This is a genomic window from Duganella sp. SG902 (assembly GCF_013376005.1).
In the GTDB taxonomy this organism is placed as follows: Bacteria; Pseudomonadota; Gammaproteobacteria; order Burkholderiales; family Burkholderiaceae_D; genus Rugamonas.
On record NZ_JABMJK010000003.1, the window covers coordinates 326,538 to 349,786 of the forward strand.

Genomic DNA, 23,249 nt, shown 5'->3' on the forward strand with positions numbered 1-23,249 from the left:
GCTTGCAGTACCGCTACGCCGGCGTTCTATGGATTCCGGCCTTCGCCGGAATGACGGACCGCGATGACGCGGTTGCGGCCGTTCTCCTTGGCGTCGTAGAGCAACTCGTCGGCGCGCTCGATCAGCGCGCGCGCGATGGCTTCCGGCTCGCCTTCCGCCATGCCCACCTCCAGGCAGGCCACGCCGATCGACACCGTCACCGACAGCTGCAACTCCGGCGACAGGGTAATCATGCTGCCGGCCACGCTGGCGCGGATGCGCTCGGCCACAAACGCCGCGCTTTCCAGATTGGCGTCGATCAGCAGCACCACGAATTCCTCGCCGCCGAAGCGCGCCAGCGCGTCCGAGCTGCGCAGCTCGTTCTTGATGCGCCCCGCCACCTCGCGCAACACCTCGTCGCCGCCGCCATGGCCGACCGTGTCGTTGACCCGCTTGAAATGGTCGATATCGATGTACATGAAGGAAATCGGATACTGCTGGCGCCGCGCGCGCGCGATTTCCTCCAGCAGGCGGCGGTCGATGTAGCGGCGGTTGTAGACGCCGGTCAGCGAATCGGTCAGGCCGATGTATTTCAGCATCTCGTTGCTGATCACGTTCTCCAGGCAGATGGCGATGATGGACGCCATGTGCTCGATGAAATCCGTGCCCAGGCTGGGCGTGAAACGGGTGGGATCGCGGCTGCCCAGGTTCAGGCTGCCGATCACCCGCTTGTTGCGCAGCAGCGGCACCAGCGCCACGCTTTGCAAGGCGGCCGGCGCGTGCGGGAACGCGCCAGAATGACGTTGCGCGTCGAACATGCCCAGCACGGGCTTGGGCGTGGGCGTGTAGGCGTTGCGGCGGCCCAGGTCGAAGCCCAGCTCGTCCACCGTTTCCACGAAGATCAGGTCGGGAAAATCCTCAAACACCACATCGAGCTTGAGCATCACGGTGCGGATGTCGGCGTCCTCGTCGATCAGCGTCAGGGTCACGCTATCGAGCTCGGAAATAACAGGCAGCACGCGGAAGATGGTGCCGATCAATTCCGGGAAATTGCTGGCGCCGACGATCTCCAGGTCGAACGCCTGGTGCCGGGTCATGATGGAGTGATTGCGTTCGGCCTGCTCCAGCAGGTACGCCATCCGCGCGCGCAAGGCCCGGTTCTCGGCCGCCAGATCGTGTTGATCGGTTTGCGGCGGAAGTTTCCCGGTTGCTGTCTGCGTCATGATGGCCCTTTCTTGCGTATTCCCACATTACGCCAAGTTGGCCCGGTTGGGAATGCCCGGAGTGCTTAAAACGCCAGTGTAACCTCGATTTCCTGCCCCACGCGTACCCGCTGGCCCACGCCGTCGATCAGGATGCTGTTCATGCCGAAGCACAGCGCGCCCTCCACTTCCGGCTTGGCGCGGTAGCTTTGCATGATGTCCAGCGGGTCGGGGCCGAATTCGCCGGTGGCCTGGTCGATCGACGGCATCGGGCAGCGCGGGCATGGCTTGACCGGCTTCAGGACCACGTCGCCAAGCTGGAACGAGGCGGCATAGTCCTCCTCAAACGCCTCGATGCCGTCAATCACCAGATTCGGGCGGAAGCGGTTCATCGGGATGGCGTGGCGGCCGGCCGCCACCAGTTTTTGATTCAGGTCGTCCAGCGAGGCGGTGCTGGTCACCAGCATCGGATAGCCGTCCGAGAACAGGGTGGTGGCTTGCACGCCGTCGGTCCACTTGGTGCTGACCGCGCGCTCGGCGTTGGCGTGGAAGCGCGCCAGCCGGCACGGCACGCCGATGGCCTTGGTGAACCATTCGGCGGTCAGGGCGTCGCAGTCGTAGGCCAGCACGGTGTCGTCCCAGACCTGGGTTTGCAGGGTGGGCGCGGTGGCCGGATCGGGCCGGCCGAGCGGGATTTCCAGGCGCGGCATGCCGGGGGCCTGCACTTCCAGCGTGCTGCCCTTGATGGCCGGCTTGATCAGCGCCATGCGCGGATGCTCGCGCTGGGTCAGGGCGATGCCGTTGCCGTCCACCACCATCCATTCACGATCGTAGATCTGCGCCGACATCAGGCCGAGCGGCGTCAGCGTGGCTTCCTCCAGCGACAGGCCGGCGCAGGATTTGATCGGATAGATGGTGATGGCGGACAGCGTGGGCATTGTTACTCCTCGGTTGGGGCGGCGGCTTTGGCCTTCGGCGGACGCGGCGCGCGCGGCGCGGCGGGCTTGCGGGCCGGCTTGGCCTTGGCTGCGGGCGCGGCTTCAGCGACGGGTGCCACATCGGCGGCAGGCGCTTTCGCCGGTGCGGCGGCGGCCTTCTGCTTGCCCGCATTGGGCTTGCCAGCGCGCGGCTTGCCGGCGGAACGGGTCTTCGCGGGCGCCTGCTCGTCCGGCGCCGTATCCGCCGAGGCCGCAGCGGCGGCAATCGGCGCGGCGACCGGCGCCTCGGCCGGGGCCGGGCCAGGGGCAGCGGCGGCTTGCGGCGCGGCGGCGGCCTCGGTGGATGCCTTGCCTTTTTTCGCCTGTTCCTTCAGCTTGCGCGCTGGCGGCTTGGCGCCGTTCTTTTTCCTGGCCGGCGCGGGGGCGGCGGCTTCGACTGGCAGTTCGACGGCCGCCTCGAGCACGGTCGCAGCGGTTTCGACTGGCGCGGTTTCCTCGACGGCATCTGCCGGCGCGGGGTCGTACCAGGCGGCGGGCGCCGGTTGCGCCACGGCGGGTGTGTCATCGACCGGCGCCACGGCGGCGACATCGCCCTCCTCTGGCGCCTGCGCGCCGCGCTGCTGCTGGGCCAGGCGCTGGGCCTGGCGTTCCGCGAAGCGCTCGGCGGCGGTGCGGCCGCGATTGCGGCTGCGGCGCGATTCCTGCTGGCCGCCTTCCGCGAGCGCGGGGGCCGGGGCGCCGCCTTCGACAGCGACGGGCGCCTCGCTCACCGGCAGCGGCGTGCCGCTGCCACGGTACACATACGCGCCCGACTTCTCATCGCGGCCGAACTCCAGGTAACCACGCGCCTTGCATTCCTCGATCAGGTTGCCGAAGGTGCGGAAGCCATAGTAGGACTCGCTGAAATCCGGCTTGCGGCGCTTGATCGCCTCCTTCAGCACGGACGCCCAGATCTTGCCGCTGTCGCCGCGCTCCAGCACCAGGGCCTCGAACGTGTTGACGGCGATCTCGACCGCCTGCGAGCGGCGTTTCTCCATCTCCTCGCGACGTGCGCGCTCCTCTTCCGGCGTGCGCTTGACCTGCGGCTTGTCGTTGCTGGCCTCGCGGCGCGCGCGGCGGCTCTCGCGCACCAGGTCGTCATAGAAGATGAACTCGTCGCAGTTGGCCACCAGCAAGTCGGAGGTCGACTGCTTGACGCCCACGCCGATCACCTTCTTGGCGTTCTCGCGCAGCTTGGACACCAGCGGCGAGAAATCGGAGTCGCCGGAAATAATCACGAAGGTGTCGACGTGCGACTTGGTGTAGCACAGGTCCAGCGCGTCCACCACCATGCGGATGTCGGCGGAGTTCTTGCCGGACTGGCGCACGTGCGGGATCTCGATCAGCTCGAAATTGGCCTCGTGCATCGACGCCTTGAACGACTTGTAGCGATCCCAGTCGCAATAGGCTTTCTTGACCACGATGCTGCCCTTGAGCAGCAGGCGCTCCAGCACCGGCTTGATATCGAACTTGTCGTAGTTAGCGTCACGCACACCGAGCGCCACATTCTCAAAATCGCAGAACAGCGCCATGCTGACGTTTTCGTTGGAAGAAGCCATGAAGAGTATTTTCTAGAGTAGGGGTAAAGCGGGCAATCCGGCGATTATACCGCGCCTCACAGCGGAGCTCGCGCGATATACTGGCGCTTGTCCATAATCCATTGACGAGACCGCGTTTTGAGCAAATACCTGTTCATCCACCAGAACTTCCCCGGACAATTCAAACACCTGGCCCCAGCGCTGGCCGCGCAAGGCCACGACGTGGTCGGGGTCGGCATGAACCAGCCCACTATCCCGACGCCCGGCGTGCGTTACTTCCGTCACGACATCAACCACGCGGCGCATGGCCCGCGGCCGCCATCGCAGCTGAAGGACTTGTACAGCAAGGTGCTGCGCGGCGAATCCGCGTCGGCGCGACTGGAGTGGCTGAAGGAACAGGGCTTCGAGCCGGACGTGGTGTTTGTGCATCCCGGCTGGGGCGAGGCCTTGTTCGTGCGCGACATCTTCCCCAAGGCGCGACTGCTGATCTACGCCGAGTACTATTACGGCGGCGAAGGCGGCGACGCTTTCTTCGACCCGGAATTCTCCCAACCCAGCATGGCCGCGCTGCAGCGCCTGCGCATCCGCAATACGCATTTGCTGCACGCCATGTCGGTGGCCGACGGCGCGCTGTCGCCCACCGTATTCCAGCGCGACCGCCATCCGGAATGGTTCCGCGACCGCATCACCGTGATCCACGACGGCATCGACACCCAGCGCTTCCGCCCCGAGCCCAGCGCCTACGTGCAGCTGCAGGCCGCCGGCCTGACGCTGCGGCCCGGCGACGAGGTGGTGGTGTTCGTGGCGCGCCAGCTGGAGCCGTATCGCGGCTACCACATCTTCATGCGCGCCTTGCCCGAGCTGATGAAGCGGCGCCCCAACGCGCGCGTGGTGATCGTCGGCGGAGACGGCGTCAGCTACGGCGCCGCGCCGCCGCAAGGCAAGACCTGGAAGCAGATCTTCCTCGACGAAGTGAAGGACCAGATCGACATGAAGCGCATCCACTTCGTCGGCAAGGTGCCGCACACGGTGCTGACGCAGCTGATGCAGGTGGCGGCGGTGTACACCTACCTGACCTACCCGTTCGTGCTGTCATGGTCGCTGATGGAGGCGATGAGCACCGGCTGCCTGATCGTGGCCTCAAAAACCGCGCCGGTGGAAGAAGTGATCGAGCATGGCCGCAACGGCCTGCTGGTCGACTTCTTCGACCCGCAGGCGCTGGCCGCCACCGTGGCCGACGCGCTGGAACGGCGCGCCGGCCTGCAGCACCTGCGCGACGCCGCGCGCCAGACCATCCTCGAGCGCTACGACATGCAGCGGCACTGCATGCCGGCGCTGCTGCGTTTCGTGCAGGCTTAAGCGAACAGGTAGTCACCCAGCGTGGTGGACGGCGTACCGGCCAGCGTGACCAGCGCCGTCAGCTCGCTGGCCGTCACCACCGCGTCCTTGCCGCTGGAGACGAAGCGGTACAGGGTGGTGGCGCTGCTGGTCGACACCACGAACAGAGCTGTGTCGCCGGCATCGTACGCGCCGGTCGCGGAACCGATCACCGCCGCTGCGTTGGCGGTACTGGCCGATACCATCTTCTGCGTGAACAGCATCAGTTCCTCGTCCGTACCGAAGCCGCCTTTGGTGCCGTGTACAGACGCGCCGATGCCGCCATCACCGACGCCCAGCGCGGCCATGTCAAGCCGGATGTGATCAGTGCCCGAAATAAAATCGGTGATGGTGTCGCTACCTACCAGACTGCTAATTACAAACGTGTCCGCATCGGTGCCGCCGGTCAGCGTATCGCTGCCGGCACCACCGTCGAGCACATCCTCGCCCGCACCGCCGATCAATTTATTGGCAGCAGCATTGCCGGTGATGCCGTTGGCCTGGCTGTTGCCGGTCACGTTGACGGCGATGCCGGCCGCCGACGTGACCACCAGGTCTTCCACAAAGCTATCCATCGCATAAGTGCCTGCTGCAACCAGGCCCAGCTTGATCAAGTCATGGCCGCCGTTCTCGGCTTCCACGGAACGGTCACCGAGGTTGTCGGCCTGGTAGACATCGTCGCCATCCAGACCAGTTATGGTATCCGCACCGGTGCCGCCATCCAGCGTGTCCGCGCCAGCCGTGCCATGCAGGCTGTCGTTGCCGGGGCTGGCGATGTTGTCCTGCACTTGCTCCAGCGACTGCTTGTCCGCACCAAAATAGAAAAACTCCACGCCGCGCACCGTGAGGATCTGGCCGTCGCTGCCGGTCAGCACGGTATCGTTGGCAGTGCGGGTGACGGTGTAGCTGTCGCGCGCATTGAGTCCAAACAGGGAATCGGTGCCGGTGCCGCCATCGACCGTGTCGTTGCCGCCATTGCTCTCGATCCGCTCGTCGCCAGCGCCGCCGATCAGCTTGTCGTTGCCGCCGGCGCCGACCAGCGTGTCATTGCCGGCGCCGCCGTTGAGCATGGCGCCACTGCTACTGCCGGCAAACAGGCGATTGTTGCCGTCGTTGCCGGTGCCGCTGAAAGCGGCGCTGCCATTGAACACCATGTCCTCGATATTCGCCGCCAGTGCGTAGGAGGCCGCCGCCACGAATACCGTGTCGTAGCCTTCGTTGGCGCTTTCCTTGATCACATCGCCGCTCTCGGCGACCGAGTACTCGTCGTCGCCGCTGCCGCCGATCAGCGTATCGTTGCCGCCACCGCCGTTGAGCGTGTCGTTGCCGATGCCACCGCTCAGGCTGTTGGCGGCGTCATTACCCGACATGTAGTTGTTGAGTTCGTTGCCGATGACATTGACCGCCACCGTGGAAGTCGTGCTTACAAAGGCGTACTCGACATTGGCAGCCAGGGTGTACATGCCGGCCGTGCTGAAGTCCAGTTTGACGCTGTCGGTGCCGCCGCCTGGCAGTTCCACCACCACGTCGCCCGGTTCCGAGAGGACGTAGGTATCGTCACCCGCGCCGCCGACCATGGTGTCTCTGCCGGGCCCACCGTCGAGCCAGTCGTTGCCGTTGGTGCCGACGATGCTGTCGCCACCGGCGCTGACGCTGTTCTGCAACACCTGGTCCAGCTTCATCGTGGTGCCGGCAAAGTCGAACCACTGCACATTGCGCGCCAATACGGTCGCGCCGCTGTAGTGGGTCAGCTGGACGTCGGTGGAGTTGACGCGCAGGACGGTGTAGTTGCTGAAGTCATCCAGCAGCGCCAGCAGGTTGTTGCCGGCGCCGCCGTCCACCGTGTCCTTGCCCAAGCTGGCCTCGAAGCGGTCGTCACCACGACCGCCGACCAAACTGTCGTTGCCCTTGCCGCCGATCAGATAGTCATCACCGTCGCCGCCGTCGAGCTTGGAACCGCCGTTGCCGGCCACCATCAGGTTGGCCAGCGTGCTGCCCGTGCCGGTGAACATCCCGGCGCCAAAGGCGAACACGGCTTCCACGTTGGCCGTCAAGGTGTAGCTGGACAGCGTGGTCGACACCATGTCGAAGCCCTCGCCCGCCTGCTCGACCACCACATCGCCGGCATCGCTGACGACGTAGACATCTTCGCCCAGGCCGCCGATCAGCTTGTCGGCGCCGGCGCCACCATCCAGCGTGTCGTTACCGTCGCCGCCAGTCAACGTGTTGGCGGCAGCGTTCCCGAACAGCATATTGGCCAGACCGTTGCCGGTGAGGTTGACAGCTACAGACGCCGCGCCAGCGACGACAGCATCTTCGACATTGTCTGTCAGCACGTAGGTGCCGGCGCTGGTCAGCGCCACCCGCACTGTGTCCGTGCCCTCGTTTTCGTTCTCGATGATGACGGTGGCCTTGTCGGTCAGCAAATAAGTGTCGTTGCCGCTGGCGCCTTCCAGCGTATCGGCGCCGCCCAGGCCGTTCATGGTTTCATTGGCCGAGGTGCCATACAGGTGTTCATTGCCGGCGCTTGGCAGGTTGAACTGCAAATCTTCGATTTTCGCGGTCCAGTCGCTGAACTGCACTTCCTCGACATCGCGCAGCGTCACCGCATTGCCCGCGTGATCGGTCAGCACGGTTTCCGTGGCGCTGGTACGCGTGACCGTCACCTGGTCGCGTTTCACCCAGTGCATGTAGGCTGTGTCCTGGCCGCTGCCGCCGTCGAGGGTGTCGTTGCCACCGAGGCCGGACAGCACGTCGTTGCCGGCGCCGCCCATCAGGCTGTCATTGCCAGTGCCGCCCCTGACGTCGTCGTAGCCGTCGCCGCCGTCCAGCTTGTTGCCGTTATTGCCACCCTTGATCAGATTGCTCAAGGCGTTGCCGGTGCCAGTGAAAGCGCCTTTGCCGGTGTAGGTCAGCGCTTCGACGTTGGCGGTCAGCGTGTAGCTGGCCAGCGTGGTTTCCACGCTGTCGTAGCCTTCCTCCAGCAACTCGGTGACCAGGTCGGCATCGTTGAGGATGTAGAGATCGTCGCCGGTGCCGCCCAGCAGCTTGTCGCTGCCGGCGCCGCCGTCCAGGGTGTCGTAACCGGCGCCGCCGGTCAGCGTATTGGCGGCGGCATTGCCGCGCAGGCGGTTGCCGTCGTCGTTGCCGGTCAGATTGATGGCGGCGGACGAAGCCACGATGGCGTTCTCGACGTACTGATCCAGCTTGTAGGTGGCGGCGGTGGCCAGCGCCACCAGCACCGTGTCGTCGCCGCCGTTCACTTCTTCTTCAACGACGTCGCCAATATTATCGACATAGTAGTTATCATCACCTTCGAGGCCACGCATGGTGTCGGCCCCCTGCAAGCCATCCAGCTGGTCCTTGCCACTGGTGCCAATCAGCATGTCGCTACCGATGCTGGGCACATTGACCAGCACATTGTCGATCACGTCCAGGCCATCGGCAAACGCCAGCCACTCGACGTTGCGCAGGGTGAGCGTATTGCCGGCCTTGTCGATGAGCACCGCGTCAACCGCATTTGGACGCTTCACGGTGTAGTCGGCGTGGTTGCCCAGCCCTTCCAGAGTGTCGTAGCCGGCGCCGCCATCGATGGTGTCCTTACCGCTGCCGGCGGCAAAGAGGTCGTCGCCAGTACCGCCGAGCAGGCTGTCGCTGCCATTGCCGCCGTACAGCGTGTCGTTACCGGCGGCGCCGTCCAGTTTGGCCCCTCCGTTGCCGCCGCGGATGACGTTGTCGAGCACGTTTCCGGCGCCGGTAAAGGCAGCGTTGCCGATGTATTCAAGCTCTTCTACATTGGCGCTCAGGCTGTAGCTGGCGGCCATGGCCTGCACCGTGTCGTGGCCTTCGTCCAGCAGCTCGGTGACGGCGTCGCCGGCATCGCTTACCACGAACAGATCGTCACCGTCACCGCCGATCAGCTTGTCCACGCCGGCGCCGCCGTCCAGCGTGTCGTCGCCGCCGCCGCCGTTCAGCGTATTGGCGGCCGCATTACCAATGATGTGGTTGTCCCAGCCGTTGCCATTGATATTCACCGCCACCGCCGCGCCGGCCGTGACCGTGGCATGTTCCACAAAGGAAATGAGGCTGAAGGTGCCGGCCGCCGCCAGGGCCACCTGCACCGTGTCGATGCCGCCACCGCTCTCCTCCACCACCTCGTCGCCAAGATTGTCGACCACGTAGGTATCATTGCCCTTGCCGCCGACCATGGAATCCGCGCCAGCCAGGCCGTTCAGTGCATCGTTGCCGTCGCCGCCGAGCAGCGTGTCGTTGTACGCGCTGGTGACGTTGAACAGCAACTCGTACATCGACTTGCTGGTGTCGGCAAAGGCAAACACCTCCACGTTGCGCGCGCTGACCGAATTGCCGGCCTTGTCGGTCAACAGGATGTCGGTCGCGCTGGCGCGGCTGACCGTGTAGTCGGCGAGTTTGCCGCCGAGCTGGAGCACGTCATTGTCGGCGCCGCCGTCCACCGTGTCCTTGCCGCCACCGCCGTTGAGCGTGTCCGCGCCGGCGGCGCCGCTCAGGCTGTCGTTACCCAGCCCCCCGGTGACGAGATTATTCAGTTCATTGCCGCCGCCGACGAAATTGCCGGTGCCGGCATAGCCGAGATTCTCGACGTTATTGCCCAGCACATAGGACGTCAGCACAGTGCGTACCGTATCGCGGCCCTCCGGCGCGAGCTCGATGAGCTTATCGCCGCTGTTGTCGACGTAGTAGGTGTCGTCGTCCTCGCCGCCCGCCAGCGTGTCAGCGCCTGCGCCGCCGTCCAGCGTATCGTTGCCCCTGCCGCCGCTCAAGGCGTTGGCGGCGGCATTGCCCGCCAGGAAGTTATCCTGCCAGGTGCCGACCACGTTGACGGCCACTGCGCTGGCTGCCGTCACCGTGGCATTCTCCACAAAATTGGTGAGCTGGTAAGTGCCGGCGGCAGTGAACGCGACTTGCACCAGATCCTTGCCGGTGTGGTAGGCCTCTTCCACCACGAAATCGGCCGCGTTGTCGACCACGTAGGTGTCGGCGCCATCGCCGCCGGTCATGGTGTCGGCGCCCTGCAGGCCATCGAGCTTGTCGTCGCCGGCGCCGCCCCACAGGCTGTCATTGCCGCTACTGGCGATGTTGTATTGCAATTCGTTCAGCGTTTTCTCGGCGTCGGCAAAAATGAACTTCTCCACATTGCGCACCGTGATCTGGATGCCAGCCTTGTCGGTCAACACGGTGTCGACGCCATTCGGGCGGCTGACCGTGTAGTCCGCCAGCTTGCCCAGTCCCCGCAGCACATCGCTGTCGGCACCGCCATCAATGCTGTCCTTGCCGCCGCCACCCACCAGCGTATCGTTACCGGCGCCACCTTGCAGGCTATCCGCAGTGGTGCCGCCGGTGAGCAGGTCATCGCCAGCGCCACCGTCCAGCTTGCTGCCGCCGTTGCCGCCGCTGATGGTGTTGTCTTGCCCATTGCCGGTGCCGGTGAAGGCCGCCGCGCCGGTGTAGGTGAGGACTTCGATATTGTCAGTGAGCGTGTAGCTGGACAGCGAGGTGAGCACCGTGTCCCAGCCATCATACGCGACCTCGGCCACCACATCGCCGCTGTCGTTGATGAGGTAGAGGTCGTTGCCGCCGCCGCCGAGCAGCTGGTCGGCGCCGGCTCCGCCATCGAGCGTGTCATTGCCATCGCCGCCAAACAGCTTGTTGGCGGCAGCGTTGCCGGTGAGGACATTATCCAGTTCATTGCCGTTCAGGTTGACCGCCGCGGCCGAGGTGATGCGGGCGTACTCCACATTGGCGCCCAGCCAGTAGGACGCGGCGGCAGTGAATGCCACCTGCACCGTGTCCATGCCTTCGTCCTTCAACTCGATGAGCGTGTCATCGGCGCCGTCGATCACGTAGGTATCGTCGCCCTTGCCGCCGCTCAGGGTGTCGGTGCCGGTCCCGCCGTTGAGCGTATCGGCGCCGTCGCCGCCGTGCAGCTTATCGTTGCCGGCGCTGGCGGCGTTGTCCTGCACCGCATCCAGCGTTTTCTCCACCCCGGCGAACACGAATTTTTCCACGCCACGCACGGTGAGCACATTGCCGGCCTTGTCGGTCAGCACGGTGACGGTGGCGTCCGGACGCTTGACGGTGTAATCGGTAAACGCCGCCAGGCCTTGCAACACATCGATGCCGTCGCCGCCATCGATGCTGTCCTTGCCGGCGCCGGCAACGAGGGTGTCATCGCCGGCGCCACCGGCAAGGCTGTCGTTGCCGGCGCCGCCGATCAGGCTGTCATTGCCGGCGCCGCCATCCAGCTTGTCACCGCCATCGCCGCCGGTGATAACGTTGTCCAGCGCGTTGCCGGTGCCGGTGAAGAGGTCCTTGCCGCTGTATGCCAGGTTTTCCAGATTGGCCGTGAGCGCATAGCTGTTCAACGATGTCTTCACCGTATCCGTGCCTTGCCCAGCTTGTTCCACAACCACATCACCGACCGCATCGACCCAATAGAAATCGTTGCCGCTGCCACCTGTCAGCGTATCGCTGCCAGCGCCGCCATTCAATGTGTCGTTGCCACTGCCCCCCTCGAGGCGATTATTGAGCGCATTGCCTCGGCCATAGAAATTGTCAGTACCCAGGTACCGCAAATTTTCAAAATTGTCCGGAAGACCGACGCTGGTGCCGATAGTCTCCACCAGGTCAATGCCTCCCCCCGCCGCTTCTTCGAGATAGGCCACGCCCGACAGCAATCGATAAACGTCATCGCCGCTGCCTCCGTTCAAGTGATTGATTTTGCCGTCGCCGACCAGGGTATCGTTCCCGGCGCCTCCAAGCAGGGTGGCATCGGCGCCGTCATTCTGCAACAGGTTGTTACCCGCGCTGCCCGTCAATTGGCCAGACGAGTACATGCGGCCATTCTCGATATTTGCCGGCAGCGTGTAATAGGTAGTGGCGCCATAATTCAGCACGACGGTATCGATGCCCTCCCCCTGCTTCTCCACCAGCACCGTGCCGTCTTCACGCAACCAGTATTCGTCATTGCCGGCGCCACCGACCAGCGTGCTGCCCTGGTCACTGCTACCGAACAGCGTATCGTCGCCCGCACCGCCATCAATTGAATCCCTTCCCACGGAAAAACCAGATAAATGGTCATCGCCCGGACTGCCGTAGATCGTGTCGTTCCCGTAGCTGGGAAGGCTGCTGGCGCCAAAAAAATTGGCGCCGGTGAGCTGGCCAACCTTGAGGTTCTTCAGCACAGCAAAAGTGGTCCAGCCGTAGGCATTGCCCGCCGCACCGTCGAGATCTTTTTGCACCAGGGTATCGGCGCCGCTCTGTACCAGGCGCAAATACCCTTGCGCCACCATATCACCACCCTTGAATTGACCCAAGCTGGCACTCGTCGCCAGGATCGACGACAAATCAATGCGGTCACCGCCAGCCCCGCCCTGGAAGTCGGCAACGGTAAACGTCCCCGCCGTGCTCAAAGGTTTGAAGACATCGCTACCGGCACCACCGACAATTCCCAGCTGGCCATTTTTCCCGATCCAGTCACTGATCTCAAAGGTATCATTGCCATCACCGCCATCTGCCAGGCCGCTGCCGCCGCCCACAGAAATGCGGATCAGGTCCTGGCCATCGCCGCCCAACACGGTATCGTTGCCCGTGCCTGCATCCAGCGTGTCGTTGCCAGCCCCGCCCACTAGCGAGTCGTTGCCATCGCCGTAACCGCCGTCCAACTGGTCATTATTATCGCTGCCCAGGATGGTGTCATCCCCCGTGCCGCCATCGGCCGCTAGCCACTTGGCCTGGCGGCCATCGATCCAGTCATTGCCACCGTCGCCTCGCAACGAATCCGTGCCCGCGCTGCCGACGATGGTGTCGTCATAGTAGCCGCCCGTGACAGTGGCGCCGCTCAAGCTTTGGCCGGGAACGCTGGCGCCGTCGGGCGAGAGCGCGTCGACAAAGTTGTCGGCCGTCACGCTGCTGAGCTTGGTATTTTTCAGGATGGCCCAGGTCCTGTAACCATAGGCGCGACCTGCGGAGCCATCGACATCATATTGCAGCAGGGTGTCGCTACCCTGCTGTACCAGCCGCAAGTAACCGCTGGTAAATGGGTTGCCGCCACTATAGGCGCCATAGAAAACGCTATAGTTTTGCAGTGCGCCGACGTCAAAACGGTCGCCGCCCACACCGCCGCTAAAGTCCGTGATGGTGAATGCGCCACGGAAGCCGGTCAGACTGCTGGCGTAGGTATCGACTCCAGCGCCACCCGCGATTTCCAGCGCGCTGGTGCTGTCCAGGAAGTCATACATGCCAATGACAAACCTATCATCACCCGCACCACCATCGACGTGCGCGCTATACCTACCGTTGGCGCGCGCACCTGCAGTGAGGTCGAAGTAATCGTCGCCACCGCCGCCCAGCAGCGTGTCGTTGCGGTAAACACCGCCGCGGATTACGTCGTTGCCGTCGCCTGCATCGACTACATTATCGCCATCGCCGGCATCCAGCGTATCATTCCCGGCGCCCCCCAGCAGCATGTCCTTACCTTCGCCGCCGTCCAAAGAGTCCGCCCCGCTGCCGCCGTCCAATTGATCGTTGCCGTCACCGCCAATCAGGACGTCACGGCCATCGCCGCCAATCAGCGTGTCATTACCGCTGCCACCATCGATCTGATCGCCGACGCGCGCATCGTCCTGGTTGCCGCCGGTGATGCTATCGTCGCCATCACGTCCATACAAGATGGCGGCGCTGTTGCCACCGATGATCGTATCGTTCAGCAGGCCGCCCACCTGAACGTGACTGCCGCTGTCGGCATTGAGCAGTTGCGCCTGCAAGATGCTGCCATCCGGCGCAATAGCCCCCGCAAAGTTATCGGCAGTCAAGGCACTAGCCGAGACCCCCTTCAAGACGAAAATTGTCTGGAATGTTTTCGCTCCATCAACCCCATCGCGATCCCATCGCAGCAAGGTGTCGGCGCCGCTCTGCACCAAGCTCAGGCGTCCAACTTCAGCGGCAAACGGATTGCCGCCTACATATCCCTGTGCCCCCTGCCCCGTCAACAGGTCGGACACGTCCAGGCGGTCCCCGCCAACGCCGGCGGTAAAGTCCTGTATTGTCACCGGGCCGGCATAGTCAGCGTCATAAACCGAGATGGCAAATACATCGCTGCCGCCTCCTCCGGTCAGCGCCAAATTGGCTGCACCAGGTGCATCGTCGATCTCAATCAGGTCATCATCTGCGCCACCGTCCACCACCGCGCCCAACCAGCTCCCCGACCAACCGACGCCAACATAGATGCGATCATTACCATCGCCGCCCAGCGCCGTTTCCACTGCCTGCTGGGAAATGGGAGAGAGCAGCGCAAGAACGTCGTTCCCCTCCCCGCCATCTGCCAAGCCACCATATCCGTTGAGCACCAGCGAGTCATCACCGCTGCCTCCATACAACGCTCCGCTGGCAGCACCGCCTACCAAAGTATCATCGCCTGCACCGCCAAAAATTGTATCGTTCCCATAAGGGCTGATGAGGCTATCGTTACCGTCAGTACCGTTGATCCCCCCCATCGAGGCCAGCGGTGCCACGTTCAGTTGGGCGTGCGGGGAAACAAAATTTTGATCGATCGGAGGTTTACTCACAGGGATGCTTTCTAACTATTTGGCAACGTTACATGCTATCACGTCAACAAATAAGAAATACTATCCATTGGTAACAATTCGATACAAATCCCCAATTAAAATTTACACGCGAAAAAAAACCGCGCCGAAGCGCGGTTTTCATTGCAATCCTATTAACAATTTTCAGACGTTGAACAGGAAATTCAGCACATCGCCGTCTTTGACCACATATTCCTTGCCTTCGGCGCGCATCTTGCCGGCCTCCTTGGCGCCGGCCTCCCCCTTGTACTGGATGTAGTCATCGTAGGCGATAGTCTGGGCGCGGATGAAGCCGCGTTCGAAATCGGTGTGGATCACGCCGGCCGCCTGCGGGGCGGTGTCGCCGATCTTGATGGTCCAGGCGCGCACTTCCTTCACGCCGGCGGTGAAGTAGGTTTGCAGGCCCAGCAGCTTGTAGCCGGCGCGGATCAGGCGGTCCAGGCCCGGCTCCTCCATGCCCATGTCGGCCAGGAAGGCGGCCTTGTCGGCGTCGTCCAGGTCGGCGATCTCGGCCTCGATGGCGGCGCAGATGGCCACGATCGGCGCGTTCTGGGTGGCCGCGTAGGCGGTCAGCTGGTCCAGCAGCGGGTTGTTGGTGAAGCCGTTCTCCGACACATTGGCCACGTACATGGCCGGCTTGGCGGTGATCAGGCACAGCGGCTTGATCAGCAGCATTTCCGCCTCGTCGAGGCCCAGCGAGCGCACCGGCTTGGCTTCGTTCAGGTGCGGCACCAGGCGCTCCATCAGGGCCACCAGCTTGATCGCGTCCTTGTCGCCCGAGCGCGCTTTCTTCTGCTCGCGGTGGATGGCTTTTTCCACGGTGCCGAGGTCGGCCAGGGCCAGCTCGGTCTGGATCACCTCGATGTCGTCCAGCGGGCTGACCTTGCCGGCCACGTGGATCACGTTGTCGTCTTCAAAGCAGCGCACCACGTTGACGATGGCGTCGGTTTCGCGGATGTGCGACAGGAACTGGTTGCCCAAACCCTCGCCCTGCGACGCACCGGCCACCAGGCCGGCGATATCGACGAATTCAACGATGGCGTTCACCAGGCGCTCAGGCTTGACGATCTCGGCCAGCTTGGCCATGCGCGGATCCGGCACCTCCACCACGCCGACGTTGGGCTCGATGGTGCAGAACGGATAGTTCTCGGCCGGGATGCCGGCCTTGGTCAGGGCGTTGAACAGGGTGGACTTGCCGACGTTGGGCAGGCCGACGATGCCGCATTGGAGACTCATGAAAAACCTTTACAGTATGGAATTGCTTGCTATTTACAGCGCTCAAGGGTCCATTGTACCTTTGTTGGCCTCACACTTCAAAAAACAGGAGCTTGCATGAGCATGCGCGACGCCGGCCGGGAGCAGTTCCGCCACTTCCTGACCATCCCCACGCGGTGGATGGACAACGACATTTATGGCCATGTGAACAATGTTGTCTATTACTCGTATTTCGACACGGCGGTGAACCAGTTCCTGATCGAAGCGGGAGTGCTGGATATCCACCAGGGCGAGGTGGTGGGCTTCGTGGTCGACAGCGGCTGTTCCTACTTCCGCCCGGTCGCGTTTCCGGACACGGTGCACGCCGGCATCCGCGTGGCCAAGCTGGGCAACTCCAGCGTGCGCTACGAGATCGCCCTGTACCGCAACCACGATCCCCTGCCCGCCGCCGCCGGCCACTTCGTCCACGTCTACGTCGAACGCGCCAGCAACCGCGCGGTGCCGGTGCCCGAGGCGGTGCGCAAGGTGTTGGCCGGGCTGGCCATCCCCGCCTGACTTTTTTGGTGCTAGACTCCTTGGCCATCACGAACCTCTGGGAAACCTCATGCCTATTTCTCGTCTGCGTACTTCCGTTCTGATCGCCAGCCTGATGCTGGCTGGTGCTTACACCTTGCCGGCGCAGGCGGCGCCGGTCGCGGCGTCGGCCAAGGCCGCGCAGGCGCAGAAGCAGCTGGCCAGGCTGGCGGCGGCCTTCCACACCGCCCGCTGCAAGTTCGGTCCGCTGTTGTTCGCCACCGCCAACGGCGACAGCCGTTACGACGACCAGCTCGGCCTGGCGATTTCGCCCAAGGTGCGGGCGGCGCAGTTCACGCTGTACCGGTCGCTGCAAAAGCAGTTGATGGCGGTGAACCGCGGGCAGCTCAGCGCGCCCGACCAGCTCACCTACGACCTGCTGACCTACGAGCTCAACAACGCGATGCAGATGGAGTCCTTCCCCGACCACCTGCTGCCAATCAACCAGATGGACAACGTGCCGAGCACGCTGGCCAACTACGCCAGCGGCACCGGCTCGCAGCCGCTGGAAACGGTCAGGCAATACCAGGCCTACCTGAGCCGCCTGAACCAGCTGCCGGCATGGATAGACCAGGCCATCGCCAACATGCGCGAAGGCATGCGCGGCGGCGTGGTGCATCCGAAAGCCATCACCGCCGCCATGCTGCCGCAGCTGCAAAACCTGCGCGCCGCCTCGCCGGAGGCCAGTGTGTTCTACTCGCCGGTGACGCGCTTTCCGGCCTCGTTCTCCGATGCCGACAAGAAGAAACTCACCGCCGCCTATCTGAAAACGGTGGATGGCAAAGTGGCGCCGGCGCTGACGCGTCTGGTGAATTTCCTGGAAAACGAATATCTGCCGGCCGGCCGCGGCAGCACCGGCTGGAGCGCCCTGCCGAACGGCGCCGCCTGGTACGCGGCCCACATCAAGGACAGCACCAACCTGCCATTGCAGCCTGACGAGATTCACGCACTGGGGCTGAAGGAAGTCGCGCGCATCCAGCAACAGCTGGCCGCGCTTGGTCCCAAGCTGGGCTACGAAGGCCCGGAGAAACAGCTGCCGCAATGGATGCGCGAGCAAACCAAATTCAACATCTTCACCACCGACGAGCAGGTGCTGGACGCCTACCGCGCCATCTACGCGCAGGTGCAGGCCAAGCTGCCAAGCTACTTCAGCCTGGTGCCGAAAGCCAGGCTGGAACTGCACCTGGAGCCGGAGCTGACGCGCGCCACGGCGTCGGACCACTACACGCCATCGGCCGCCGACGGTTCGCATCCGGGCGTGTTCTGGCCGGTGGTGAACGATCCCAAGAAATACAGCCGGGTCGACATGGTCAGCCTGTTCCTGCACGAAGGCGTGCCGGGCCACCACCTGCACGCGGCGCTGCTGAAGGAAATCGAGCTGCCCGACTTCCGCAAGTTCAGCACCGAGAATCCGAACAGCGCGGCCTTTACCGAAGGCTGGGCGCTGTATTCGGAAACGCTGGGCAAGGAGATGGGTTTGTATGAAGATCCGGTGGCCTACTACGGTCATCTGAACGCCGAGATGCTGCGCGCCGCGCGGCTGGTGGTGGACACCGGCATGCACGCCAAGGGCTGGACGCGCGAGCAGGCGATCAGCTATCTGATGGACGTGCTGGGCTGGACCGAGCCGCGCGCCCGCAACCAGATCGAGCGCTACATGGTGCTGCCGGCGCAGGCGCTGAGCTACAAGATCGGCTCGTTGAAGATCCTGGAGCTGCGCGCCCGCGCGCAGCAGGCGCTGGGCGACAAGTTCAGCTACCAGAAATTCCACGAAGTGGTGATCGGCGACGGCACGCTGCCGCTGCCGATCCTGGAACAGCGCGTCGACCGCTGGATCGCCTCAGCCAGATAAACCGCGCGCCCCGAATCCGGGGTCAGGTCCTCCATTTGAGCATGAGCTCGTGTAGAAATGGAGGACCTGACCCCGGATTTATTTCATGACGTTCATGACCGCCAGCGTCATCGCCTGAGCAGCGGTCTTGATCGACGGTTCCGGCACCGGGGCGTAGTACGGCGAGTGGTTGAAGGCGACCGGCTTGCCGCCCTTGTCCGCTTCCGCCACCACTTTCGGGTCGTACACCCCGGTGAAGAAGAACATGCCCGGCACGCCCTGGTTCACGTATTGCGAGAAGTCCTCGCTGGCCGTCATGGCCGGCATGCGCGAGACGTTGGCGTCGCCGAAGGCTTGCTTCAACACGCCCTCGGTGCGCGTCACCAGCGCGTCGTTGTTGTCGATGGCGAGGCCGCCCGGTATCAGTTGCACGTCCGGCGCCGGCGCGTCGGCCATGGCCGACGAGGCGTTGGCCACGCGGCGCACGCCGGCCAGGATTTTCTCGCGCACCGCCGGGCTGTAGGTGCGGATGGTGCCGCGCACTTTCACCGTGTCGGGGATGATGTTGCCGACCGTGCCGCCGTTGATGGCGCCTATGGTCACGACGCCGAATTCCTTCGGATCCTTTTCACGGCTGATGACGGTCTGCACATCCACCACGAAGCGCGCGGCGATCGTGATCGGGTCGAGCGCCTTGTCCGGCGCCGAGCCGTGCCCGCCACGGCCCTTGAAGGTAATCTCGATCGCGTCGGAGTTCGACGACACGGCGCCGCTGTTGTAGCCGATGGTGCCATACGCCAGCGGCCACGAGTGCAGCGCGAACGCGTAGTCCGGTTTGCCGAAGCGCTTGAACAGGCCGTCCTCCAGCATGGCCTTGGCGCCGGAGACGGTTTCCTCGGCCGGCTGCCCGATGAACATCAGCGTGCCTTTCCATTGCGCTTTCAGCGACACCAGCGCGCGCGCCGCGCCCAGCCACGCGGTCATGTGGACGTCGTGGCCGCAGCTGTGCGCCGCGCCGTTCTTGCTGGCGTAGGGCAGCCCGGATTTTTCCTCCATCGGCAGGCCGTCCATTTCGGTGCGCACCAGCACCAGCGGGCCGGGGCCGTTTTTGTAGATGGCCACCACCCCGGTCTTGCCGACTTTTTCCGTGACCTCGAAACCGATCTTGCGCATCTCGGCGGCCAGCCTGGCGGCGGTGCGCTCCTCCTGGAAGGCGATCTCGGGATGCGCGTGCAGATCCTTGTAGATCGCGTCCAGCTGCGGGTAGATGCCGTTGATGATGGCGCCGGCGTCCTGCGCGTGGGCGGCGCCGGCGGCCAGCAAGGCGATGATCGGTAGGAGTTTCATGGCATCCTTTCAGTCTGTGTGCAGCTTCATGGTGGCGGCGGGGAATTCGCCTTTGACGATTTGCGGCATCACCAGCAGCGATTTCTCGATGGCGCGTTCGATCAGGTCCTGATCCTCCCGGCGCGGACGGTGCAGCACGAAGTCGGCCACCTGCTGCGCCAGGTTGAGCGAGCGCGGATGGCCGATGCCGAGGCGCAGCCGCCAATAATCCTGCGTGCCGAGCGCGGCGGTGATGTCCTTCAGGCCGTTGTGGCCGCCGGCCGAGCCGCCTTTTTTCAGGCGGGCGATGCCGGGCATCAGGTCCAGCTCGTCGTGCACCACCAGCACTTCGTCGGCGTTGATCTTGAAGAAGCGGCACAGCGCGCCGACCGACTGGCCGGAACGATTCATATAGGTCAGCGGCTCCAGCAGATACACTTCCTGGCCGGCGATGGAGGCCTTGGCAAACATGGCGTTGTACTTGGTTTCGCGCTGCAGGCGCGCGCCGCTGTCGTTGGCGAGGTTGTCCACCAGCCAGAAGCCGGCGTTGTGGCGGGTTTGTTCGTATTCAGGGCCGGGGTTGCCAAGGCCAACGATAAGACGGATGGGCATGTGAATCTTTAAGCAAATAAATACGATTATGACGAAAAAAAACCCTGTCGCGCTGAACGCGATCTTGAGCGCGTTCAGGCTACAGGGTTTTTTCAGCCAAATGTAGAATTACTTCTTGGCTTCTTCGGCGGCAGCGGCTTCAGCGGCAACGTGGCCAGCCGGCACCGAGGCGGTGGCGATGGTCAGGTTGTTACCGTGGGTAACAGCGGTCACGCCTTTTGGCAGGGTCAGGTCAGCAACGTGAACCGAGTGGCCTACGTCCACGTTGGTCAGGTCAACGGTGATGAATTCTGGCAGGTCGGCCGGCAGGCACTCGATGTCCAGTTCGTTGGCGACGTGGCTGATGGTCGCGCCGTGCAGTTTCACCGCTGGCGAGATTTCGGCGTTCACGAAGTGCAGCGCCACTTTCACGTGGATCTTCTTGTTGGCGTCAACGCGCTGGAAGTCAGCGTGCAGTACCAGTTGTTTGTATGCGTGCATCTGGAAGTCGCGCAGCAGCACTTTTTCTGCTTTGCCGTCAATTTCCAGGTCCAGGATCGACGAGTGGAACGCTTCTTTTTTCAGAGCGTGGAACAGGGCGTTGTGGTCCAGGGCGATCGCCACCGGGGCTTCGGTGCCGCCGTAGATGATGCCAGGGGTTTGGCCCGAGTTACGCAGGCGGCGGCTCGCTCCGGAACCCTGCAGTTCGCGTTTGAATGCTACTACTTTCATGTGATACTCCAATAAATAACAGGACTTGCGCCCCGTGTTATGAAGCGCCCCGCGACCAGGCGCGCTTCGGGAAAAACGGCGCGCCCGGCAAAATACCGGGCGCGCCGCTGAAAAACTGGGTTGTCGCCGGCGCTTAGTCGACGAACAGGGAGATCACGGAATCGCCCTTGATGATGCGTTTGAAGGTCTCCGCCAGCAGCGGCGCGCAGGTCAGTTGACGGATCTTGGCGCAGCTCTTGGCCGCTTCCGACAGCGGAATGGTGTCGGTCACCACCAGCTCGTCCAGCGAGGAGCTGTTGATGCGGTCGATCGCCGGACCGGACAGCACCGCGTGGGTGCAATATGCTACCACTTTCTTGGCGCCGCGCTCTTTCAGCACTTCGGCGGCCTTGACCAGGGTGCCCGCGGTGTCGACCATGTCGTCCATGATCACGCAGTTGCGGCCTTCGACGTCGCCGATGATGTTCATCACTTCGGACACGTTGGCTTTCGGACGGCGCTTGTCGATGATGGCCAGGTCGCAGCCCAGGCGTTTCGCCAGCGCGCGCGCGCGCACCACGCCGCCGACGTCCGGCGAGACCACCAGCAGGTCTTCGTTGTGCTTCTTCTGCAGGTCGCCCAGCAGGATAGGCGAAGCGTAAATATTGTCAACCGGGATATCGAAGAAGCCCTGGATCTGGTCCGCGTGCAGATCCATGATCAGGACGCGCTCGACGCCGGCTTCTTCCAGCATGTTGGCGACGACTTTGGCCGAGATCGCGACGCGCGCCGAACGCGGGCGGCGGTCTTGACGGGCGTAGCCAAAGTAAGGAATCGCAGCGGTGATACGGCCGGCCGATGCGCGTTTCAGGGCGTCAACCATCAGGATCAGTTCCATCAGGTTGTCGTTGGTTGGCGCGCAGGTCGATTGCAGCACGAAGACGTCCTTGCCGCGGACGTTCTCGTTGATTTCAACCATGACTTCGCCGTCCGAGAATTTCGAAACGTTCGCTTTGCCGAGGGGGATGCCGAGATTTTTTGCGACTCCCTCTGCCAACGCGGGATTAGCGTTGCCGGTAAAAACCATCAGGTTTTCGTAAGCCATTGGGATTCCAGAGAAGTTGTAGAAGATTCTTTGAAGAGCCAGCGCATGCGGCGCGGCGCTGAAACTAAGTAGAATGAGGCGCATCATGCGCCTCACTTTTTGCCCTACCTGGCCGGAGACTAGTGCCTCGACGGTTCCAGATACAAACGAATGGCAGGGGAACAAGGATTCGAACCTTGGTATGCCGGAATCAAAATCCGGTGCCTTAACCAGCTTGGCGATTCCCCTACGCAACTGACTGCTCGTCGTTACAGGCCGATATTATACAGCCTTTTTCACGCTTCGCAAAAACTTTTTTGCCGTCTCACAACTTTGCGCTTATTTTCTCCATAAGCGGATGCCGGTGCAGCGACTTGGCTTTCCAGGCTTTCCACTTCGCCGGCACTTTTGCAAGTACCGCGTCGGCGTCCGCCTCGGTTGCTACCGCGCTGAACACACATGCACCGGAGCCGGTCATCCTGGCGTCCCCGTAAGCACCGAGCCATTCTACCGCTTCTGCCACCGGCGGGAATAACTTCGTTGCTACCTGTTGCAAGTCGTTCTTTCCAAACCCCGTTGCACTGGAGTGGCTGGAAAAGTCCGCTATATTAACGGGCGGTGTGTCCCTTGTCAAATGTTCCGAGCCAAAAATCGCGGCCGTTGGCACCATGACACCGGGTTCGATGACGACATACCAACAATCGGGCGCGCGCACCGGTTGCAGCGCCTCGCCCACGCCCTCCGCGAACGCGGTCTCGCCAAAGATGAAGAACGGGATGTCGGCGCCCAGCGGCAGGCCCAGGTCCATCAGCTCCTGCTTGCCCAGGCCGGCGTTCCACAGCTTGTTCAGCGCCATCAGGGTGGTGGCCGCGTCGGACGAGCCGCCGCCGACGCCGCCGCCCATGGGCAGCACTTTCTCGATCGCGATATCGACGCCGCGCGGCAAGGCCCCGCTGCGGCGCAGCACCTCGGCCTGCAGCAGCCTGGCGGCGCGGATGATGAGATCGCTCTCCTCGGGCACGCCGGGCAGGTCGGTCACGCGGCGCAGGGCGGTGTCGTCGCGCAGGGTGAAGTGCAGCGTGTCGCCGTGGTCGATCAGTTGGAACACGGTTTGCAGCAGGTGATAGCCGTCCGGGCGGCGGCCGTTCACGTGCAGGAACAGGTTGAGCTTGGCCGGAGCCGGGCAGTTTTTGAGCGTAGTGATTGAATGCGTCATGCCGGCATT

13 protein-coding genes, 1 tRNA gene and 1 pseudogene are annotated in these 23,249 nt (G+C 63.5%); 3 read left to right on the forward strand and 12 right to left on the reverse strand.

From position 1 onward, the window contains the following. Positions 1-26: 26 nt before the first annotated feature. From FHW83_RS08125 to FHW83_RS08135, 3 genes are all read right to left on the reverse strand, one after another. Positions 27-1,202, reverse strand: coding sequence for a diguanylate cyclase (locus tag FHW83_RS08125; protein WP_176645859.1), 1,176 nt, complete (start codon positions 1,200-1,202; stop codon positions 27-29). Positions 1,203-1,267: 65 nt separating this feature from the next. Beyond that, a complete protein-coding gene (locus tag FHW83_RS08130; RefSeq protein ID WP_176645860.1) occupies positions 1,268-2,119 on the reverse strand; it encodes an MOSC domain-containing protein in 852 nt (283 codons plus the stop codon). A gap of 2 nt (positions 2,120-2,121) precedes the next feature. Continuing rightward, a complete protein-coding gene (locus tag FHW83_RS08135) occupies positions 2,122-3,717 on the reverse strand; it encodes an NYN domain-containing protein (RefSeq protein ID WP_176645861.1) in 1,596 nt (531 codons plus the stop codon). A gap of 117 nt (positions 3,718-3,834) precedes the next feature. Between FHW83_RS08135 and FHW83_RS08140 the strand changes: the two genes are divergently transcribed. Beyond that, positions 3,835-5,055: a glycosyltransferase gene (locus tag FHW83_RS08140; RefSeq protein ID WP_176645862.1), complete on the forward strand. Its 1,221-nt coding sequence runs from the start codon at positions 3,835-3,837 to the stop codon at positions 5,053-5,055. Here FHW83_RS08140 and FHW83_RS08145 read toward each other — a convergent pair. The 3 genes and pseudogenes from FHW83_RS08145 to ychF all read right to left on the reverse strand — a co-directional run bounded on the left by FHW83_RS08145 (position 5,052) and on the right by ychF (position 15,929). Then, positions 5,052-13,133, reverse strand: a complete 8,082-nt coding sequence (locus tag FHW83_RS08145; protein WP_229224110.1) for a calcium-binding protein — start codon at positions 13,131-13,133, stop codon at positions 5,052-5,054. The genes FHW83_RS08140 and FHW83_RS08145 overlap by 4 nt on opposite strands. Before the next feature lie 408 nt (positions 13,134-13,541). After that, a pseudogene (locus FHW83_RS31300) lies at positions 13,542-14,603 on the reverse strand (calcium-binding protein); the annotation flags it as partial. 234 nt (positions 14,604-14,837) lie between these two features. Beyond that, the gene (ychF, locus tag FHW83_RS08150; RefSeq protein ID WP_176645864.1) at positions 14,838-15,929 is read right to left on the reverse strand and encodes a redox-regulated ATPase YchF; all 1,092 of its coding nucleotides are present in this window, start codon (positions 15,927-15,929) and stop codon (positions 14,838-14,840) included. 96 nt (positions 15,930-16,025) lie between these two features. Between ychF and FHW83_RS08155 the strand changes: the two genes are divergently transcribed. Together FHW83_RS08155 and FHW83_RS08160 are read left to right on the forward strand one after the other, a co-directional pair. Then, complete coding sequence (locus tag FHW83_RS08155; protein WP_229224082.1) at positions 16,026-16,463, forward strand: thioesterase family protein; 438 nt, start codon at positions 16,026-16,028, stop codon at positions 16,461-16,463. Positions 16,464-16,512: 49 nt separating this feature from the next. Further along, complete coding sequence (locus FHW83_RS08160; protein ID WP_176645865.1) at positions 16,513-18,333, forward strand: DUF885 family protein; 1,821 nt, start codon at positions 16,513-16,515, stop codon at positions 18,331-18,333. Positions 18,334-18,411: 78 nt separating this feature from the next. Here the strand turns inward: FHW83_RS08160 and FHW83_RS08165 are convergent, their stop codons facing one another. The 6 genes from FHW83_RS08165 to ispE form a co-directional block, all read right to left on the reverse strand. Then, complete coding sequence (locus FHW83_RS08165; protein WP_176645866.1) at positions 18,412-19,659, reverse strand: amidohydrolase; 1,248 nt, start codon at positions 19,657-19,659, stop codon at positions 18,412-18,414. A 9-nt stretch (positions 19,660-19,668) separates the two neighbouring features. After that, positions 19,669-20,250: an aminoacyl-tRNA hydrolase gene (pth, locus tag FHW83_RS08170; RefSeq protein ID WP_176645867.1), complete on the reverse strand. Its 582-nt coding sequence runs from the start codon at positions 20,248-20,250 to the stop codon at positions 19,669-19,671. 108 nt (positions 20,251-20,358) lie between these two features. Then, entirely contained in the window at positions 20,359-20,961 is a 603-nt protein-coding gene (locus tag FHW83_RS08175; protein WP_176645868.1) for a 50S ribosomal protein L25/general stress protein Ctc, read from the reverse strand. Between the two features lie 133 nt (positions 20,962-21,094). Next, on the reverse strand, positions 21,095-22,045 hold the full coding sequence (locus FHW83_RS08180; RefSeq protein ID WP_176645869.1) for a ribose-phosphate pyrophosphokinase: 951 nt from the start codon (positions 22,043-22,045) through the stop codon (positions 21,095-21,097). Between the two features lie 151 nt (positions 22,046-22,196). After that, positions 22,197-22,273, reverse strand: a tRNA-Gln gene (locus tag FHW83_RS08185). A 76-nt stretch (positions 22,274-22,349) separates the two neighbouring features. After that, complete coding sequence (gene ispE, locus FHW83_RS08190) at positions 22,350-23,240, reverse strand: 4-(cytidine 5'-diphospho)-2-C-methyl-D-erythritol kinase (protein ID WP_218106211.1); 891 nt, start codon at positions 23,238-23,240, stop codon at positions 22,350-22,352. Between the last annotated feature and the right edge of the window lie 9 nt (positions 23,241-23,249).

Coding starts and splice junctions, on each gene's coding strand:
- FHW83_RS08125 (WP_176645859.1), bottom strand. CDS start 1,202: ATGACGCAGACAGCAACCGGGAAACTTCCGCCGCAAACCGATCAACAC.
- FHW83_RS08130 (WP_176645860.1), bottom strand. CDS start 2,119: ATGCCCACGCTGTCCGCCATCACCATCTATCCGATCAAATCCTGCGCC.
- FHW83_RS08135 (WP_176645861.1), bottom strand. CDS start 3,717: ATGGCTTCTTCCAACGAAAACGTCAGCATGGCGCTGTTCTGCGATTTT.
- ychF (WP_176645864.1), bottom strand. CDS start 15,929: ATGAGTCTCCAATGCGGCATCGTCGGCCTGCCCAACGTCGGCAAGTCC.
- FHW83_RS08155 (WP_229224082.1), top strand. CDS start 16,026: ATGAGCATGCGCGACGCCGGCCGGGAGCAGTTCCGCCACTTCCTGACC.
- FHW83_RS08160 (WP_176645865.1), top strand. CDS start 16,513: ATGCCTATTTCTCGTCTGCGTACTTCCGTTCTGATCGCCAGCCTGATG.
- FHW83_RS08165 (WP_176645866.1), bottom strand. CDS start 19,659: ATGAAACTCCTACCGATCATCGCCTTGCTGGCCGCCGGCGCCGCCCAC.
- pth (WP_176645867.1), bottom strand. CDS start 20,250: ATGCCCATCCGTCTTATCGTTGGCCTTGGCAACCCCGGCCCTGAATAC.
- FHW83_RS08175 (WP_176645868.1), bottom strand. CDS start 20,961: ATGAAAGTAGTAGCATTCAAACGCGAACTGCAGGGTTCCGGAGCGAGC.
- FHW83_RS08180 (WP_176645869.1), bottom strand. CDS start 22,045: ATGGCTTACGAAAACCTGATGGTTTTTACCGGCAACGCTAATCCCGCG.
- ispE (WP_218106211.1), bottom strand. CDS start 23,240: ATGACGCATTCAATCACTACGCTCAAAAACTGCCCGGCTCCGGCCAAG.